The organism is Bordetella genomosp. 8 (assembly GCF_002119685.1).
Lineage (GTDB): Bacteria > Pseudomonadota > Gammaproteobacteria > Burkholderiales > Burkholderiaceae_B > Bordetella_C.
This window is the reverse complement of record NZ_CP021108.1, coordinates 5,343,358-5,360,266: the sequence shown is the minus strand read 5'-3', so window position 1 is coordinate 5,360,266 and position 16,909 is coordinate 5,343,358. Positions and strand designations below refer to the sequence as shown.

Sequence of the window (16,909 nt, the reverse complement as noted above, 5' to 3'; positions counted from 1 at the left end):
ACCTGGTGCAAATTTGTGTGCGGGCCGCGCTCGGCGATTACGCCGCGCCTGGGGTGGCGGCGGCTTGCCGGTATGCCGGCGCCGCGTGGCTGCCGAGATACGCCATTATTGCCTCGACGCCACTGCCGGCCAGTGGTACCCCGGTCTGCCGCAGGCCCATCTCGACCCCGGCGACCATGGCGACGAGGGTAAGGTCATTGCTGTCGCCCAGGTGGCCCATGCGGAATACGCGCCCCTTCACCTTGCCCAGGCCGGTGCCCAGGGAAAGGTCGAAACGCTCGTGGATGAGGCGGCGCAATGCGTCGGCATCGACGCCAGCCGGCACGATGACGCCGGTCAGCACGGACGAATAACATTGTTCGTCCGCGCACAGGATAGGCAGGCCCCACGCCACGACGGCGCTGCGCACCGCCGCCGCCCAGCGATCATGACGTGCGAACACATTGGGCAAGCCCTCGGCGCGGAGCATGTCCAGCGATTCGGACAGGCCATACAGCAGGTTGGTATTGGGCGTGTACGGCCAATAGCCATCCGCGTTCATGGCGAGGATCTCGCCCCAGGCCCAGAACGATCGGGGGAAACCGGCGGTCTTGCTGGCCTCGATGGCGCGCGGCGAGAGGGCGTTGAAGCTCATCCCGGGCGGCAGCATCAGGCCCTTCTGCGAGCCGCTGATGGTGACGTCCACGCCCCATTCGTCATGGCGGTAGTCAATGCTTCCCAGGCCCGAGATGCTGTCCACCAGCAGCAGCGCCGGATGGCCGGCCGCGTCGATGGCCCGGCGAACCGCGGCGATGTCGGAGGTGGCGCCGGTCGAGGTTTCATTGTGCGCGACGCACACCGCCTTGATCTTGCGGGCGGTGTCCTGGCGCAGGCGGCGCTCGATGGCATCGGCCTGCACGCCGTGGCGCCATCCGGGTGCATGGGGAAGGTGCTCGTCCGTGCCTTCGCGGGACAGGATCTCGGCGTTCAATCCGAGCCGGTCGGCCATCGCTTTCCACAAGGCCGCGAAGTGGCCGGTCTCGAACATGAGGACGTCGTCGCCGGGACTCAGGGTGTTGGTCAGCGCGGCTTCCCACGCGCCGGTGCCCGAGGCAGGGTAGATGATGACAGGCGAGCGCGTCTGGAAAACGTACTTGATCTTGTCGAGGACATCGCGGCCCAACGCGCCGAATTCGGGGCCGCGATGATCGATGGTGGGCAGGCTGATCGCGCGCAGGATGCGATCCGGCACGGGGCTGGGGCCCGGGATCTGCAGAAAATGGCGGCCGGTCGGATGAAAATCGAGCTGCAACATGGGGGGGCGGGACTCTGGGACGATAGACGGGAGGGGAGCAGCGCAGGTATCAACGGCCGGGCCCTCGAATGCCTATCGCCGTATATTTTGCATTTTGAATGCAAAATTGCCATCGGGCAACGAGGCGTTTTCCCTAATGTTGCAGTGCGGAAATTATTTTCGGCGGCGGCGCGCCCCGTCGATGTCGAAATCGCGGAGCCTGCATCGTCGTACCGCTACAACCACTCTGCTGCGAGGCAAACCACCATGGCTACCGGAACCGTCAAACTTCATCGTGTGCTGAAGGCGCCCGCCGATCGTGTGTACCGGGCTTTTCTCGAACCGGACGCGATCGCGAAATGGATCGCGCCTTACGGCTTTACCTGCCAGGTGCATCACATGGATCCCAAGGTAGGGGGGACGTACAGGATGTCGTTCCGGAACTTCGGCACGGGCGCGGCCCATTCCTTTGGCGGGGAATACCTGGAGCTGGTGCCCAATGAAAAAATCCGCTATTCCGACCAGTTCGACGATCCCAATATGCCCGGGAAGATGCAGGCGACGATCACCTTGCGGCAGGTGATGTGCGGGACGGAGCTGAATATCCTGCAGGAAGGCCTGCCGGAGGTGATCCCCGTGGAGATGTGCTACCTGGGCTGGCAGGAGTCGCTGGCGCAATTGGCCCAACTGGTCGAGCCCGACATTCAGGGCTGACCATTCAGGGCTGAGCGGCAACAGCCGCCGGCCGCGCCGCGCCCCGGCGCGAGCCGTGTTCGTTGGCATAGACCCAGGTGAACTCCGCGCCCAGCAGAAAGACCTGGGCCGCGTAATACACCCAGATCAGCACGACGACCAGCGAGCCCGCCGCCGCATAGGACGACGCCACCGACGCCTTGCCGACGTAGAGACCGATCAGGAATTTGCCGATCTCGAACAGGACGGCCGTGACGAAGGCCCCCGTCCATACGTCGCGCCAGGCGACCGAGGCCCTGGGCATGAAGCGGTAGATCATCGCGAACAGCACGGTCATGATGGCCAGGGCGACGACGATGTTGATGGCCTGCAGCATGATCTCCCAACCCGGCATCATTCCCGAGGCCCAACTGCCCATCGCGGCCAGCACGGCGCTGACGATCAGCGACACCATCAGCAGGAAGGCCAGCGCCAGCACCAGTCCCAGCGACAGCAGCCGGGCGCGGATGGTGTTCCAGATGCCGGACTGCTTCTCCGCCGCGGGGACTTCCCAGATGCGATCCAGGGCGCTCTGCAATTCGGCGAAGACTGTGGTGGAGCCGACCAGCAGGACGACCACGCTGACGATGGTGGCGAAGATGCCTTGCGCGGGCGCCTGCGCCCCCTGCACCACGCTTTCCACGGCTTTCGCGCCATCGGCGCCGACCAGCGCGTTGATCTGCTCGAACAACTGCCCCTGCACCGCTTCGCGGCCCCAGAAGAAGCCCGCCACCGCGATCACGATGATGACCAGCGGCGCCAGCGAGAAGACCGTATAGAAGGCAATGGCCGCGCCCATGCTGGGCGCGTAATCGTCCAGCCACGCATTGACGGCTTTCTTCGCCAGGCTGAAGAACTGTTTGATATGCATCGCGCGCTCCCCCTTGGATTGCGGGGGTTATGCAAATGCTGTGCCGGCAGGGGCGGTCAGGGCGGCGGCGGGTACTCCCCGCCCAGCAGGGCGGTCAGTTTGCGCGCGCCCTGGACGACGGGCTTTTCGAAGGCGGCGTCGAAGCGGTCCGTGGGCATGGTCAGCGTGAGCGCGCCCAGGCATTCGCCGTCCGGGTTGAAGACCGGGGCGGCGATGCCGGCGATCTCCGGGATGCGGTCGCCGACGAGCACCACCACCTGGTCGCGGCGGATGCGGGCGTACATGGCGCCCGCGGCGCCCGAGTAGGCCGTGATGATGCGGCCGCCGGCACCGCGGTCCAGGGGCAGCAGGTCGCCCGGGCGGATGTGGTCGCGCACGGGGCGGGGCGAGTCGACGCGATGCAGGCAGAGGCGGCGATCGCCCTGCTGGACGTGGAAGGCCGCGCTTTCCTTGGTCTGGGCGACCAGCTCGCGCAGCGCGGGCATGATGACCGACTCCAGCGAAAACGACGCCGCGTAGATCTGGTGCAGGCGGACGATGCCCGCGCCCAGGGCGTAGCGGCCGTCCGGCTGGCGCCGGATGAGGTGGGCATGCTCCAGGGACGCGAGCAGGCGCAGGACGGTGCTTTTGTGCATCTCCGTCAGCGTGGAGATGTCCGCCAGGCTGAGCAAAGGCGTGGCGGCGGAGAAGACGCCAAGCACGGAAAGCGCGCGATCGACAGCGGCAACGCCGCCTTCGGCGGCGTTGCGGTCGGCAATGGAAGGTATGGCGGATTTGCGCGGCATGTATTCGGGCTGACGGATGCGGGAATGCGAAGGGCGGGAGCGCGGAACGCCCGTGCGAATTGACATCCGCCTCGGACCCGTACATCATAGTTAGAACGATATTCTATCTAATGAAACTCATGGAGACAAGACCTGGCGCCTTGCCAGATCTCGCGTCGGCCGGCGTTCCGCCTGGCCCCGACGTCCTGGCGAACAGTGCGCCGCCGGCGGTGACCGCGCCCGACGCGGACCCCATCGTCATCGAGCGCCATCAAGGCTGGGCCGTCGTCCGCATCGCACGGCCTGAGAAGCGCAATGCGCTGGATCGCCGCGCGCGCATCGCGCTGCTGCGCGCTTTCGACAGCCTGCAGGGCCAGGCCCGCTGCATCGTATTGACCGGCACCGACGGCAGTTTCTGCGCGGGACTCGATCTGAAGGAGCGCGCCAGCGAGCTGGCGGCCGGCCAGCGGGATACCTCGGGCGACGAGTGGATCGCCGTCAACATGGCGATACGCCGCCACCCCGCGGTGTTCATCGCCGCCGTCAACGGCATGGCGCTGGGCGGCGGGATGACGCTGGTGAACTCCTGCGACCTGGCCCTGGCCGCGGAAGACGCCTGGCTGGGGTGCCCGGAACTGGCGTCGTCGGCCTATGCCGGCGCGGCCGGGCCGACCGGCATGCTGTCCTGGCCGCGCAAGCGCGTGGCGTGGATGCTGTTGACTGCCGAGCGCATCGACGCGCATACGGCCGAACGCTGGGGCGTGGTCAACGAAGTGGTGGCGGCCGACCGGCTGCTTGCGCGGGCAGCCGAACTCGCCACGCGCATCGCCGGGTTCGACGTCGCCGCGCTGGAAGAAACCAAGAAATCGCTGGACCATGTGCCCGCCCAGGTTGCCGATTGGGAAGGCGCGATGCGCTATGGCCAGAGCGTGAACGCGGCCATACGCGCGCGCCGCGCAAACGAATAGCCGATGTCCACGGCCGCGTCGCGGCCACCCCCCCTTTTTTCATAAACAAAGCTCTATCGAGGAGACCCCATGAACCCACACCGCCGCAACCTGCTGGCAGGCATGGCCGCCGCGCCGCTGTTGTCGCTGCCGGCGATCGGCCGCGCGCAAGGCAAATATCCCTCCGGCCCTGTCACGCTGATCGTGCCGTTTCCGCCGGGTGGCGGCACCGATGCGTCGTCGCGCACGATCGCGCAGGCCATCACGCAGCTGACCGGTTGGAACATCGTCGTGGAGAACCGTCCCGGCGCGGGCGGCAATATCGGCCTGGGGCTGCTGTCCCATGCCAACGCCGACGGCATGACGATAGGCATGGGGCAGACCTCCAATCTGGCCATCAATCCCTCGCTGTACAAGTCCATGCCGTATGACGCGCGCAAGGACTTCGCGCCCATCGCGCTGGTGTCCGGCCAGCCCATGATCCTGGTGGTGCGCGAAGGCTCGCCGCTCAGCACGCTGAAAAGCCTGGTCGACGCGGCCAAGGCCAATCCCGGCAAGCTCAACATGGCGTCCGCCGGCATCGGCACCGTCGGCCACCTGGCTGGCGAGATGTTCGCCATCCAGGCGGGGATCAAGATCTTCCACGTGCCTTATCCCGGCGCGGCGCGCGCGCTGGCGGACCTGGCGGGTGGCCAGGTGGACCTGTATTTCGGCACGCCCGCCAGCGTGCTGCCCCTGATGCAGTCGGGCAAGCTGCACGCGGTGGCGGTCACCTCGCTCAAGCGGCTGCCGGTAGCCAAGGATGTGCCGACGATCGCCGAACAAGGCTATCCCGACTTCGAGGCCGAGGACTGGAAGGCGCTGGTGGCGCCGCGCGGCACGCCGGCCTCGATCGTCGAAAACCTGAACCGCGCGACGAACGAAGCGCTGAAGCAGCCCCTGACGCAGCAGCGCTTCGCGGCCGAAGGCAGCGTCACGCTGGGCGGCAGCGTGGCCGATGCATCGAAGTTCATGGCCAGCGAATACGAGCGCTGGGGCAAGGCGGTGCGCGATTCCGGCACGAAGATGGAGTAAGGCCGCGCGCGGCCATTCCGGTTTGAACGACTAACAAAGCAAGGAGACGAGATGAAACAAACCACGCCCGGCGGGGAGCAGCGCGCCTGGACCAGAACCTGGACGGGCCGCTTGTGCGGCGCACTGCTCGCATTCTGCGTGGCGGGCGCGGCGACGGCCGCGGACGACTATCCCAGCCATCCCATCAATATCATCGTGCCCTTCAGCGTGGGTGGGTCGACGGATCTGGTGGCCCGCCTGGAAGCCAAGGCCCTGGGCCAGGCGCTGAATACCTCCGTGGTGGTGGAGAACCGCACGGGCGGGGGCGGCGTGATCGGCTGGGGCGGCGCCGCGCGCTCGGCGCCCGACGGCTACACGCTGCTGACGCAGGAGATGTCCTATGCCATCGCGGCCAGCCTGATCAAGAACCTCCCCTACGATCCCAACAAGGCCTTCACCAACATCACGACCCTGGTGCAGGTGCCGCACGTGCTGGTGGTGCATCCCTCCGTTCCGGCCAAGACCGTGCAGGAGTTCATCGCGCTGGTCAAGGCGCATCCCGACAAGTATTTCTTCGGTTCCGGCGGGGTGGGCACCAATACGCACCTGGGCGGCGAGCTGTTCAATAGCCTGGCGGGCGTGAAGATGTCGCACATTCCCTTCCGCGGCGCGGGCGCGGCCCTGCAGGACCTGCTGGCCGGCCGCGTGCAGGCAATGATCACGTCGGTGCCGACCGCGCTGGCGCAGATCCGTTCCGGCAAGCTGCGCGCGCTGATGGTGGCCAGCGACCATCGCATCGAGGCGTTGCCCGATGTGCCGGACGCCAAGGAATCCGGCCTGCCGGGCATGGATATGCAGTTCTGGGTGGGCTTCGCCGCGCCGGCCGGCACGCCCAAGCCGGTCATCGACAAGTTGAACGCGGCGATGGTGAAGTCGCTGCAAAGCCCCGACATGCGGGCGCAGCTGCGCGAACTGGCGCTGGAGCCCGTGGGCAGTACGCCGGAACAGGCGGCCAAGCTGGTCCGCGACGAAATCGCGCGCTGGCACGGCGTGATGGAGAAGGCCGGCATCAAGCCGGAATAGCGAGTTGAAGCAAGGCGCGGGGCCGTATCGCTGGGATGCGGACCGCCGCTGCCGTATCGAAGAGGAATCCTACATGTCCAAACCCCTGGCAGGCATACGCGTGCTGGATCTGACCAACGTGCTGGCCGGACCGTTCTGCTGTCACCAACTGGCCCACATGGGCGCCGACGTCATCAAGGTGGAAACGCCGGGAAGCGGCGACCTGGCGCGCCAGCTGGGCGCCGATCCCGAGCTGAACAAGGCCCATATGGGCGTGTCCTTCCTGGCCCAGAATGCCGGCAAGCGGTCGATCTCCGTGAACCTCAAGCATGCCGAAGGCAAGCAGGTCTTCCTGCGGCTGGTGCGCGAAGCGGACGTGCTGGTGGAGAACTTTCGCCCGGGGGTGATGAAGCGGCTGGGGCTGGGCTTCGACGTGCTGCGCGAGCACAGGCCGGACCTGGTGTACTGCGCGATTTCCGGCTTCGGCCAGGACGGTCCCTTGAAGGACTATCCGGCCTACGACCAGATCATCCAGGGCATGTCCGGCGTGATGAGCATTACCGGCGATCCGCAGACCGCGCCGTATCGGGTGGGCTATCCGATCGCCGACACCATAGGCGGGATGACCGCCGCCTTCGCCGTCGCGGCGGCGCTGGCGGAAAAGCCGCGCACGCAGGCGCGTTTCATCGACGTGTCCATGCTGGAGGCGACGATGGCGACCATGGGATGGGCGGTGTCGAACTTCCTGGTGGCGGGGCGCACACCCGGTCCCATGGGCAACGAAAACATCACCGCCAGTCCTTCGGGCACGTTCCAGACGGGCGAGGGACTGCTGAACATCGCCGCCAACAAGCAGGAACAGTTCGAAGCGCTGTGCCGCGTGGTGGGGCGCGAGGACCTGATCGCCCATCCCGATTACGCCGAACGCCATGCGCGGCTGCGCAACCGCTTCGCGCTCAAGGCGGAGCTGGAGTCGGCGCTGAGCGCGCGCGGCGCGCAGGCGTGGTGGCCGCTGCTGACGCAGGCGGGCGTGCCGTCGGGACCGGTCTATACGGTGGAACAGGCGCTGGCGCATCCGCAGATCAGCGAACGCGGCATGGTGGCGAATTTCGTCGACGTGCCCGGCGTCGGCCGCGACGTGCGCCTGGTGCGCACCGGTTTCAAGCTGGATGGCGAGGCGCCCGCCGTGGACAGCCCGCCGCCCATGCTGGGGCAGCACAGCGACGAACTGCTGGCCGAGCTGGGCTACGGCGCCGACGAGATCCGCCGGCTCAGGGACGGGGGCGCCATTTGAAGGCGGCGCCGGCGCCGAGGCGCCGCGCCATGAACGTCAACCAATCGAAGGGCAGGATGCGATATGAGCGCAGGTGAATTGAAGGACGACGGACTGGAAAGCCGCAAGTGGTGGCATACGGAAATCACCGACATGCGGCCGGGCGTGATCCGCTTTCACGGTTACGCCATCGAGGACCTGATCGGCAACGTGGGCTTCGCGCAGATGGCGTGGCTGATGCTGCGCGGCGAACTGCCCACGCCCGGACAGGGCCGTTTGCTGGACGCGGCGCTGATGGCCGGCGTGGACCACGGTCCGCAGGCGCCCAGCATCGCCATCGCGCGCATGGCGGCGACCTGCGGCGTGGGGCTGAACAACGCCATGGCTTCAGCGGTCAACGTGCTGGGCGACGTGCACGGAGGCGCCGGCGAGCAGGCGGTCGAACTGTATGAGGACGCGGCGACGCGCATGCGCGGCGGCGAAACGCGCGAAGCCGCGGTGAGCGCCGCGCTCGATACCTATATCGAGAACTACGGCAAGTTCGTATCGGGCTTCGGCCATCGCTTTCACCCCGTCGATCCGCGCGCGCCGCGCCTGCTGGCGCTGGTCGACCAGGCCGCCGGCGCGGGCGAGGTCAGCGGCGAGTACGCGGCCATCGCGCGCGCCATCGAAGCCGAACTGGCGGCGCGCAAGGGCAAGACCATCCCGATGAACATCGACGGCGCGACCGCGGTGATCTATGCGGAACTGGGATTCCCCGCGCCCTTGGCGCGCGGGCTGTTCTGCCTGTCGCGCTCGGTGGGCATCCTGGCGCACGCCTGGGAGCAGACTCGCCAGGGGGGGCGCAACAAGGGGCCGATCCCGCGGCAGTACATTCCCCTGTACGAAGGCCACCCGCCGCGCCCGGTGCCGACGGAGGCCTTGCGGGAGCGCTAGGCCGACGCGCCGCGCCGCCGATTCCCTGGAGCAGCAATGCGAATAGAACGTATCGAAGCCATTCCCCTGCGCATGCCGCTGCCGCGGCCCCTGAAGGCCGCGACGGCCTTCATCACGCACCGCTGCACGGTGCTGACGCGCGTCTACACGGACCAGGGCATCGTCGGGGAGTGCTTCGGCAACAACGAGGACACCGGCCAGGCGGAGATCCTGCGCCTGATCCGCGACGAGCTGGCGCCCGTCCTGGTCGGGCGCGATGCCTTCCTGGTCGAAGCCTGCTGGGAAGCCATGCAGCCGGCCACGCGCGACATCCTGCGCGACCGCCGCATGGCGATACGCGCCATCGCCTGCGTCGACGCGGCCTTGTGGGACGCTGTCGGCAAGGCGCTCGAGGTGCCTTTGCACCGGATGTGGGGCGGCTATGCCGATGACGTGGCGGCGTATGCCATGGGGGGGTATTACCGCGCCGAAGACGACCTGGCGGGCGTCGCGCGTGAAATGGAATCGTTGCGCGCGCAGGGCTTTGCCGGTTGCAAGCTGAAGGTGGGCGCGCTATCGCCGCAGGCCGACGCGGAACGCGTGCGCGCGGCCCGCGACGGCGCCGGGCCCGGATTCAAGCTGATGCCGGATCCCAACCAGGGCTGGAACTACGAACAGGCCTTGACGTTCGCGCGCCTGGTCGAGCCGCTGGACATCTTCTGGCTGGAGGAGCCCTGCCACTGGGCCAACGACCGCCAGGACCTGGCGCGCCTGCGCCGCACCGTGCCCGTGCCCATCTGCGCCGGCCAGAGCGAAATCAGCGTGGCGGGCTGCCGCGAACTGATGGCGGCGGGCGCCATCGATATCTGCAACTACGATCCCAGCTGGGGCGGCGGGCCGACCGCCTGGCGCAAGGTGGCCGCGCTGGCGCAGGCCCATGGCGTGGGCGTGCTGTCGCACCTGGAACCCCAGGTGGGCGCGATGCTGGCGGCGTCCGTGCCGAACGGAGTGGGCGTGGAGGTGATGCAGCCGAACCGCGATCCGCTGTATCACGCGCTGGTCGCCAACCGCCCCGTCATCGCCGATGGGCGCCTGCGGCTGCCCGACGGCCCCGGTTGGGGCCTGGAACTGGATCGCGACGTGGAAAAGCGGCTGTCGGCGTGATGCCATGGGAACGTCCGGCGCGCCGGGCGAACCCAGTCACCGACCTGGCCCTGGAGCAATGCATATGTGGAACATGACTTTTACCCCGCCGGTGGTGATCGAAGCCCGCGCGCTGACGCGGCTGCCCGACCGCTTCCGGCAACCGCGAGACAACGGCTGGGCGTCGGCCAACAAGCCGGGCCATCGCATCGATTGCTTCCTGGAAGGCCCGGCCTTCGATCGCGACGGCAATCTGTACGTCACCGACATCCCCTACGGCCGGATCTTTCGCATCAGCCCCGCGCTGGAATGGGAGCTGGTGGCCGAATACGACGGATGGCCCAATGGCATCGCCATCCATGCCGACGGCGCGCTGTGGATCGCCGACTACCGTCGCGGCATCCTGCGCGTGGATCCGCGTACCGGCGCCATCGATACTCCGTTGGGCCACCGCAATTCGGAGGGCTTCAAGGGGCCCAACGACCTGACCTTCGACGCGGCGGGGGATCTGTACTTCACCGACCAGGGCCAGACCGGGCTGCATGATCCCAGCGGACGGGTCTACCGGCTGGCGCCGTCAGGGCGGCTGGACCGCTTGCTGGACAACGTGCCCAGCCCCAACGGCATCGCGCTGGATCGCAACGAAGCCTTCCTGTACACCGCGGTGACGCGCGGCAATTCGGTGTGGCGCGGGCCGCTGCTGGCCGACGGTACGCTGTCCAAGGTCGGCGCCTTCCGGACGTTCTTCGGCACCAGCGGGCCGGACGGACTGGCGGTGGACGCGGACAACCGCCTGGTGGTGGCCCACGCCAGCCTGGGCGGCGCCTTCCTGGTGGAGCCGAATGGCGATGTGACGCATTTCATCCGCAGTCCCATGGGCGGCACGGTCACCAACATTGCATACCGGCCGGGCACGTCGCGGCTGGTGATGACGGAATCCGCCAGCGGGACCGTGCTGGAAGCGGACCTGCCCGCTGCGGGGATGGCATTGTTCTCGCATGCCACCGGGCGTTGAATCTACCGGACAGGCCAGGCCCGGACAGGCTGGGAGCGGCGCTGGTGTGAGTACGGGGGCTCAGCGCGCTCCCAAATGCCGATGTTCCAGCCGGCTCAACAGGCGCACCACCGGCCACAGCAGCGCCAGATAGAACAGCGCGGCCAGCACGATGGGTGAGGGGTTGTACACCAGCGACTGCGCATCGCGCGCGACACGCAGCAGCTCGGGCAAGGCCACCGCGCTGGCCAGCGTGGTCAGCTTGACCACTTCCAGCGTATTGCTGATCAGGTCCGGCATGACGTTGCGCGCGGCCTGCGGAATCTGTACGTACCACAGCGTTTGCGCGGCGCTCAGGCCCGTGGACCGGGCGGCCTCGACCTGGCCGCGCGGCACGCTTTCCAGGCCGGCACGGAAGACCTCGCCGTAGTAGGACGAGTTGTTCAGCATGAAGCCGATGGCCACCGCCAGGAGCTTGGGCAGGTCCAGGCCCAGGAAGGGCGCTCCGAAGTAGATGAAAATCAGCAATACCAGCGGCGGCAGGGCGCGGAAGAAATCGATATAGACGGCCAGCAGAAAGCGCGTCCAGCGCCGCTTCAACGTGATGGATAGCACGCCGATCGCCAGCCCCGAAGCCAGGCCCACGGGAATGACGATGGCCGACAACAGCAGCGTGCGGCCCAGCCCCTGCAGCAGGTAGGGCGCGACGCTGATGTAGATGTCCAGGTTGAAGAAGTTCTGCAGTAATTGATCCATGGTCTATGGCATGCCTGTCTTGGTGCCGCGTGGGCGATGGCGATACGCGTAAGGGGGGCTCGGGATTCCCGGATTCAGCTCTTCCAGCGGAATCGCGTCTCGACCCAACGCCCCAGCAGCACGACGGGTATGAAGATGGCCAGGCAGGCGATGGCGCCCAGGGTCAGCGGGGTCGCGTTGCCCGCGTTGCTGCTGGCCGACTGCGCGTTGTTCAGGACTTCGCTCAAGCCCACCACCGATCCCAGCGCGGTGCTCTTGGTGATGGCGATCACCCGATTGGTCAACGGCGCCACCGTCAGGCGGATCGCCTGTGGCATGACGACGTGGAGCATGGTCTGCAGCCAGCCCAGGCCGGTGGCGCGCGCGGCTTCGGCCTGGCCGCGCGGCACCGACAGGATGCCGGCCCAGAAGATTTCTTCCGCGAAGGCGGCCAGCACCAGCGTCAGCGACAGCCAGGTCGCGGCGAAGGCCGACATGGCCAGGTTGATGTATGGAAAGGCGAAGAACAGCACCATGATCACCACCAGCGGCGGCAGGGCGCGCAGGATATCCGCGAAGCAGATGATCGCGACGTTCAGTGCGCGCAGGTGCAGGGCGCGCAGCACCGCCAGGACGAAGCCCAGCGCGAGTCCGCTGACGGCGACGGCGACGCCCAGCTGCAGCGTGACCCACATGCCGGTCAGGATGTCGGGCAGGTAGCGCCATGCGACGTCGGCGTTGAAAAAGGAAAAGGCGAAGGCTTTCAGGTCCATGGCGGCGGGCTCGTTGCGAGTTCCTGGCGGGATTTGCGCGGGGTGGGGGAAGGACCAGGCGCTCAGGCCGCCTGGGAGTCCGCCGCCTCCGCCCCATGATCGGACAGGTGCGCCAGGAAGCTGCGCGTGCGCGGATGCGTGGGTGCGCCGAAGACCTGTTCCGGCGGACCTTGTTCGACGATCACGCCGCCGTCCATGAAGACGACGCGGTCGGCGGCGGCGCGCGCGAAAGCCATCTCGTGGCTGACCACGACCATGGTCATGCCGTCGCGCTTGAGCTCGCGCATGACGTTCAGGACGCCGCCGACCAGTTCGGGATCCAACGCGCTGGTGGGTTCGTCGAACAGCACGATTTTCGGCCGCAGCGCCAGGGCGCGCGCGATGCCCACACGCTGCTGCTGGCCACCCGAGAGCTGATCCGGATAGGCGTCGCCGCGATCGGCCAGGCCCACGCGCCGCAGCGCTTCCAGGCCGCGTTCTTCGGCCTGCGCGCGGCTCAGCTTCTGCACCTTGCGCAGCGCCAGCGTGACGTTGCCCAGCGCCGTCATGTGGCGGTACAGATTGAAGTGCTGGAACACCATGCCGATGTTCTGCCGGATGCGGTTCAGGTCGGCGCCATGCGCGGTGATGACGTCGCCGTCCACCACGATCTGGCCGGACGTCGACGGTTCAAGCTGGTTGCAGCAACGCAGCAGGCTGCTCTTGCCGGACCCCGAAGGCCCGATGATGAAGACCAGCTCGCCGCGCCGCACATCCAGGTCAACGCCCTTCAGGACCGCATTCTGTCCATAGGACTTGTGCAGTCCCACGATACGCAAAATGGGACGTTCCATATCATTTTTCCAATGCGCCGCGCATATTCGCAAGAAGCAGATGCCGCATGATCGGGGACGCCGCGGATCCGGCTTTGCCGGTCCGCTGGCGTCGCCCCCTTGAGGGGGAAGCGCGGAGCGCTTCGGGGGTGGGCCCCATCCTTAGCAGTGGAGGGAGACCGGGGTGGGGTCGTAGCCTTCCAGGCCGGGCACGCCCTGGCCGACACCCACGGTGGCGGCGGCGGAGCCGGCTGCCGGCTTGAAGCCGAACCACTTCTGCGCCAGCGCCGATACGGTGCCATTCTGCTTCAGGCATTTGAGCGCGGTGGAAATCCTGTCGCGGCCGGCCTTGTCGTCCTTGCGGAATGCCAGCGCCCATACCAATCCGGTCTGGATGGTGTAGGTGGCCTTCACGGCCGGGTTCTGCTTGGCCGCCCATGCCGTGACCGTATTGCCGGCCAGGTTGGCATCCGCGCGACCGGATTGCACGGCCTGGACCGCGTCGGCGTTGCTGGCGTAGACGTCGTACTTGAAGCCGTATTTCTCCGCGTTGTCGTGGGCCCAGCTTTCATACGCCGATCCCTTGTTCACCGCGATGGTCTTGCCCTTCAGGTCCTGCAGGCCGGTGATATCGGGCTTGGACTTGGCCACCAGGAAGGTGTAGTCGGTGTTCAGATAGCCTTCCGAGAACAGCAGCGACTTGGCGCGTTCCGGCGTGGCCGTCGTCGGCGCCAGTACGAAATCGTATTTCTTGGCGTTAAGCCCCGGGATCAGCGCCGAGTACTCCGTGCCTTCGATATTGACGGTGGTGCCCAGCTGTTTGGCCAGCGCTTCGCCCAGGTCGATGTTGAAGCCCTGCAGGCCGCCCGCCAGCTTCGGCATGGCATGTGGCGCGAAGGTCGCGTCCACGCCGGTGACCAGGGGCTGGGCACTCCAGGCCGTGCCGCAGCAGGCGGCGGCGAGCAGGAACCCGGCCATGCGGATGGCGGTCGTCGGGAAGGCGGTGCGTGTCATGGTTCGGTCCTTGAAAAAGGCGGCCTGGCTGGCAGGTCGTAAGGGCAAGTGGTGGGGCAGGTCGTAGGGGCGTCTCGTATGTTTGTGTGTGAAAACCCTGGCGCTCTCAGGCGTCTTGGGAAAAAAACTTGCGCATGATGCTGTTGGGATTGCCGTTCAGGCGCTGGCGCAGTACGGGTTCCGGCGTGCCGCGCTTCAGGAACTGGCCGCTGCCGCGTTCGACGCGCAGCTTGCCGTCCCGCACCACGACACGGCCACGGCTGGTGACGATCTCGGGCCAGCCGCGCACCGTGCGGCCTTCGTAGGGCGTATAGCCCACCTGGTCGTGCAGCATGCCGGCGCTGATGCGCACTACCCGTTCGGGATTCCACACCGCCACGTCGGCGTCGGCGCCCACGGCGATCGTGCCCTTGCGCGGATGCAGGCCGTAGGTGCGGGCATGGTTGGTGGACGTCACGGCCACGAAGCGTTCTATCGTCATGCGGCCCGTCAGCACGCCTTCTGAAAACAGCAGCGGCATGCGCAGCTCCAGCCCCGGCACGCCGTTGGCCATGTCCTTGAAGGTGGTCTGGTCGCCCTTGGGCAGCTTGCCGCTGGCGTCGAAGCGGTAGGGCGCGTGGTCGGACGAATACATCTGCAGGGTGCCGTCCAGCAGGCCGTCCCATACCGCCTGCTGCGAGGCCGCGTCGCGCGGCGGCGGGCTGCAGCAATACTTGGCGCCTTCCAGGCCGTCGCGGTCCAGGTCGTCCTGCGTCAGGAACAGGTACTGCGGGCAGCTTTCCGCCAGGATGGGCAGGCCCAGCGACTGCGAGGAATGGATCACCCGCACCGCTTCCAGGCCGGCCACGTGCACGATCAGCAGCGGCACGTCCATCAGCCGCGCCAGCGCGACGGCGCGGTGGGTGGCCTCGCTTTCCGCGATGGGGTCGTGCGCCACGGCGTGGTACTTGGGCGCAGTCATGCCGCGTTCCACCAGCCGGCGGGCGATCCAGCGGATCATGTCGTTGTTTTCGGCATGCACCATCACCAGCGCGCCTTCGCGGTCCGCGACTTCCAGCACGTCCAGCAGCTGGTAATCGTCCAGCTTCAGGCGGTCATAGGTCATGTAGACCTTGAACGAGCTGACGCCATCGCGGATCAATTGCGGCAGGTCGTGCCTTAGCGCCTGTTTCGTGGGATCCGACAGGATCAGGTGAAAGCCGTAGTCGATGACGGCCTTTTCCGCCGCGCGGCGGTGATAGTCGGCGACGACTTCCGGTATGGCGTTGCCGCGATGCTGCGCGGCGAAGGGGATGATGGTCGTGGTGCCGCCGAAGGCCGCCGACACCGTGGCGCTGTAGAAGTCGTCGGCGCACATGACGCCCATGCCCGACAGCTGCTCGACGTGGCAGTGGCTGTCGATGCCGCCGGGCAGCACCCAGCGGCCGCTGGCGTCGATGTCCTCGCGGCCGGGCGCCAGGTTTTGCGCGACGGCGGCGATGACGCCGTTGCGTATGCCGATGTCGGCATGGAAGGTATCGGACGCCGTGCTGATGCGGCCATTGCGTATGGTCAGATCGAATTCGCCGGACGCGGCCATGGGACTGATTCCTTGTTCGGGATGCGGGGTGTTCATGCGATGCGCTGCGCGCCGGCGACATCCAGCGACAGGCCGACCCGGCGGACGGTGGCTTCCAGTTCCGTGGCGGTAACCGGGTCCATGCGCATGCCGGGGGACCGCAGGGCGTTGCTGCGGATGGCGCCGCGACGCTGGTAGATGTACTTGCGCAGCGCCAGCCCGATCTTGGGCTGGAATTCGTAGCGTATCAGGGGGCAGTAGCGGTCGAAGATCGCGGCGGCGCCGGCGGCGTCGCCCGCCGCGTGCCTGTCGTAGATCGCCGCCAGGATTTCGGGGAAGGCGAAGCCGGTCATCGTTCCCGCCGCGCCGCGTTGCAGTTCTTCCAGGAAATACACGCCGCCCAGGCCGCCGAAGATCTTCATCGGCGCGTCGCCGCACAGCTCGCGGATGCGCGTGATCTTCTGGCCGACCGGTGGTTCTTCCATCTTGATCGCATGCACGCCGCCTTCGCGCGCCAGCCGCGCCACGAGTTCGGGGCGAATCTCGGTGCCGAAGGAATCGGGAAAGTCATGGATGACGACCGGGATGCTGACGGCCTGCGCGACCGCCTTGTAGTAGTCGAACAGCACGGCGTCGCTGGCGTTGTCCAGCGGCGCGGCGAATACCGCGGCGGCGCCCAGTTCCTGGGCCTCGCGTGCCTGTTCGATGGCGCCGGCGATGCCCAGGCCGCGCACGCCCACCCACACCGGCACGCGGCCGTTGGCATGGTCGACGAAGGTCTTCAGCACCAGCCGCCGTTCGGCCGACGACAGCTTATGCAGTTCGCCCAGGAAGCCGAGCACCGCCAGGCCCTTGATGCCGGTGGGCAGCAGGAAATCCACCAGGCTGCGTATGCTGTCGGTGTCGACCTGCAGGGCATCGTCGAACGGCGTCGGGCAGATGGTGAAAACGCCGTGGGCGTCGGGGGCGGCGGTCATTTCGTCTCCAGGT

The 16,909-nt window shown here is 67.4% G+C and carries 17 protein-coding genes; 8 read left to right on the top strand and 9 right to left on the bottom strand.

From position 1 onward, the window contains the following. Positions 1-37: 37 nt before the first annotated feature. Entirely contained in the window at positions 38-1,294 is a 1,257-nt protein-coding gene (locus CAL12_RS24205; protein ID WP_086066935.1) for a pyridoxal-phosphate-dependent aminotransferase family protein, read from the bottom strand. Between the two features lie 246 nt (positions 1,295-1,540). On the opposite strand from CAL12_RS24205, the gene CAL12_RS24200 reads away from it, so the two are divergent. Next, positions 1,541-1,987: an SRPBCC family protein gene (locus CAL12_RS24200; protein WP_086066934.1), complete on the top strand. Its 447-nt coding sequence runs from the start codon at positions 1,541-1,543 to the stop codon at positions 1,985-1,987. Positions 1,988-1,991: 4 nt separating this feature from the next. Here CAL12_RS24200 and CAL12_RS24195 read toward each other — a convergent pair whose 3' ends face one another. Further along, positions 1,992-2,876 (bottom strand): YihY/virulence factor BrkB family protein, encoded by an 885-nt coding sequence (locus CAL12_RS24195; protein ID WP_086066933.1) that lies wholly within the window; start codon positions 2,874-2,876, stop codon positions 1,992-1,994. 56 nt (positions 2,877-2,932) lie between these two features. Then, complete coding sequence (locus tag CAL12_RS24190; protein ID WP_086066932.1) at positions 2,933-3,661, bottom strand: IclR family transcriptional regulator; 729 nt, start codon at positions 3,659-3,661, stop codon at positions 2,933-2,935. A gap of 119 nt (positions 3,662-3,780) precedes the next feature. Here CAL12_RS24190 and CAL12_RS24185 point away from each other — a divergent pair, with 119 nt between their 5' ends. The 7 genes from CAL12_RS24185 (at position 3,781) to CAL12_RS24155 (ending at position 11,048) form a co-directional block, all read left to right on the top strand. After that, complete coding sequence (locus CAL12_RS24185; protein ID WP_157793113.1) at positions 3,781-4,608, top strand: enoyl-CoA hydratase/isomerase family protein; 828 nt, start codon at positions 3,781-3,783, stop codon at positions 4,606-4,608. A gap of 69 nt (positions 4,609-4,677) precedes the next feature. Further along, positions 4,678-5,661, top strand: coding sequence for a Bug family tripartite tricarboxylate transporter substrate binding protein (locus CAL12_RS24180; RefSeq protein ID WP_086066930.1), 984 nt, complete (start codon positions 4,678-4,680; stop codon positions 5,659-5,661). Between the two features lie 51 nt (positions 5,662-5,712). Continuing rightward, the gene (locus CAL12_RS24175) at positions 5,713-6,723 is read left to right on the top strand and encodes a Bug family tripartite tricarboxylate transporter substrate binding protein (protein ID WP_086066929.1); all 1,011 of its coding nucleotides are present in this window, start codon (positions 5,713-5,715) and stop codon (positions 6,721-6,723) included. Between the two features lie 73 nt (positions 6,724-6,796). Then, positions 6,797-7,996: a CaiB/BaiF CoA transferase family protein gene (locus CAL12_RS24170; RefSeq protein WP_086068086.1), complete on the top strand. Its 1,200-nt coding sequence runs from the start codon at positions 6,797-6,799 to the stop codon at positions 7,994-7,996. 63 nt (positions 7,997-8,059) lie between these two features. Beyond that, positions 8,060-8,911, top strand: coding sequence for a citryl-CoA lyase (locus tag CAL12_RS24165; protein WP_086066928.1), 852 nt, complete (start codon positions 8,060-8,062; stop codon positions 8,909-8,911). Between the two features lie 36 nt (positions 8,912-8,947). Further along, on the top strand, positions 8,948-10,054 hold the full coding sequence (locus tag CAL12_RS24160) for a mandelate racemase/muconate lactonizing enzyme family protein (RefSeq protein WP_086066927.1): 1,107 nt from the start codon (positions 8,948-8,950) through the stop codon (positions 10,052-10,054). Between the two features lie 64 nt (positions 10,055-10,118). Then, entirely contained in the window at positions 10,119-11,048 is a 930-nt protein-coding gene (locus CAL12_RS24155) for an SMP-30/gluconolactonase/LRE family protein (RefSeq protein ID WP_086066926.1), read from the top strand. Between the two features lie 60 nt (positions 11,049-11,108). On the opposite strand, the gene CAL12_RS24150 is transcribed toward CAL12_RS24155, so the two are convergent. The 6 genes from CAL12_RS24150 to CAL12_RS24125 all read right to left on the bottom strand — a co-directional run bounded on the left by CAL12_RS24150 (position 11,109) and on the right by CAL12_RS24125 (position 16,896). Further along, positions 11,109-11,783: an amino acid ABC transporter permease gene (locus CAL12_RS24150; RefSeq protein ID WP_086066925.1), complete on the bottom strand. Its 675-nt coding sequence runs from the start codon at positions 11,781-11,783 to the stop codon at positions 11,109-11,111. 74 nt (positions 11,784-11,857) lie between these two features. After that, positions 11,858-12,535: an amino acid ABC transporter permease gene (locus tag CAL12_RS24145; RefSeq protein ID WP_232464622.1), complete on the bottom strand. Its 678-nt coding sequence runs from the start codon at positions 12,533-12,535 to the stop codon at positions 11,858-11,860. Positions 12,536-12,597: 62 nt separating this feature from the next. After that, positions 12,598-13,368 (bottom strand): amino acid ABC transporter ATP-binding protein, encoded by a 771-nt coding sequence (locus tag CAL12_RS24140; RefSeq protein ID WP_086066924.1) that lies wholly within the window; start codon positions 13,366-13,368, stop codon positions 12,598-12,600. A 141-nt stretch (positions 13,369-13,509) separates the two neighbouring features. Next, complete coding sequence (locus CAL12_RS24135) at positions 13,510-14,361, bottom strand: transporter substrate-binding domain-containing protein (protein ID WP_086066923.1); 852 nt, start codon at positions 14,359-14,361, stop codon at positions 13,510-13,512. Positions 14,362-14,467: 106 nt separating this feature from the next. Beyond that, positions 14,468-15,976, bottom strand: coding sequence for a dihydropyrimidinase (gene hydA / locus CAL12_RS24130; protein WP_232464621.1), 1,509 nt, complete (start codon positions 15,974-15,976; stop codon positions 14,468-14,470). Beyond that, positions 15,973-16,896, bottom strand: coding sequence for a dihydrodipicolinate synthase family protein (locus CAL12_RS24125; protein WP_086066921.1), 924 nt, complete (start codon positions 16,894-16,896; stop codon positions 15,973-15,975). Before CAL12_RS24125 ends, hydA begins: the two co-directional genes overlap by 4 nt. Positions 16,897-16,909: the final 13 nt, after the last annotated feature.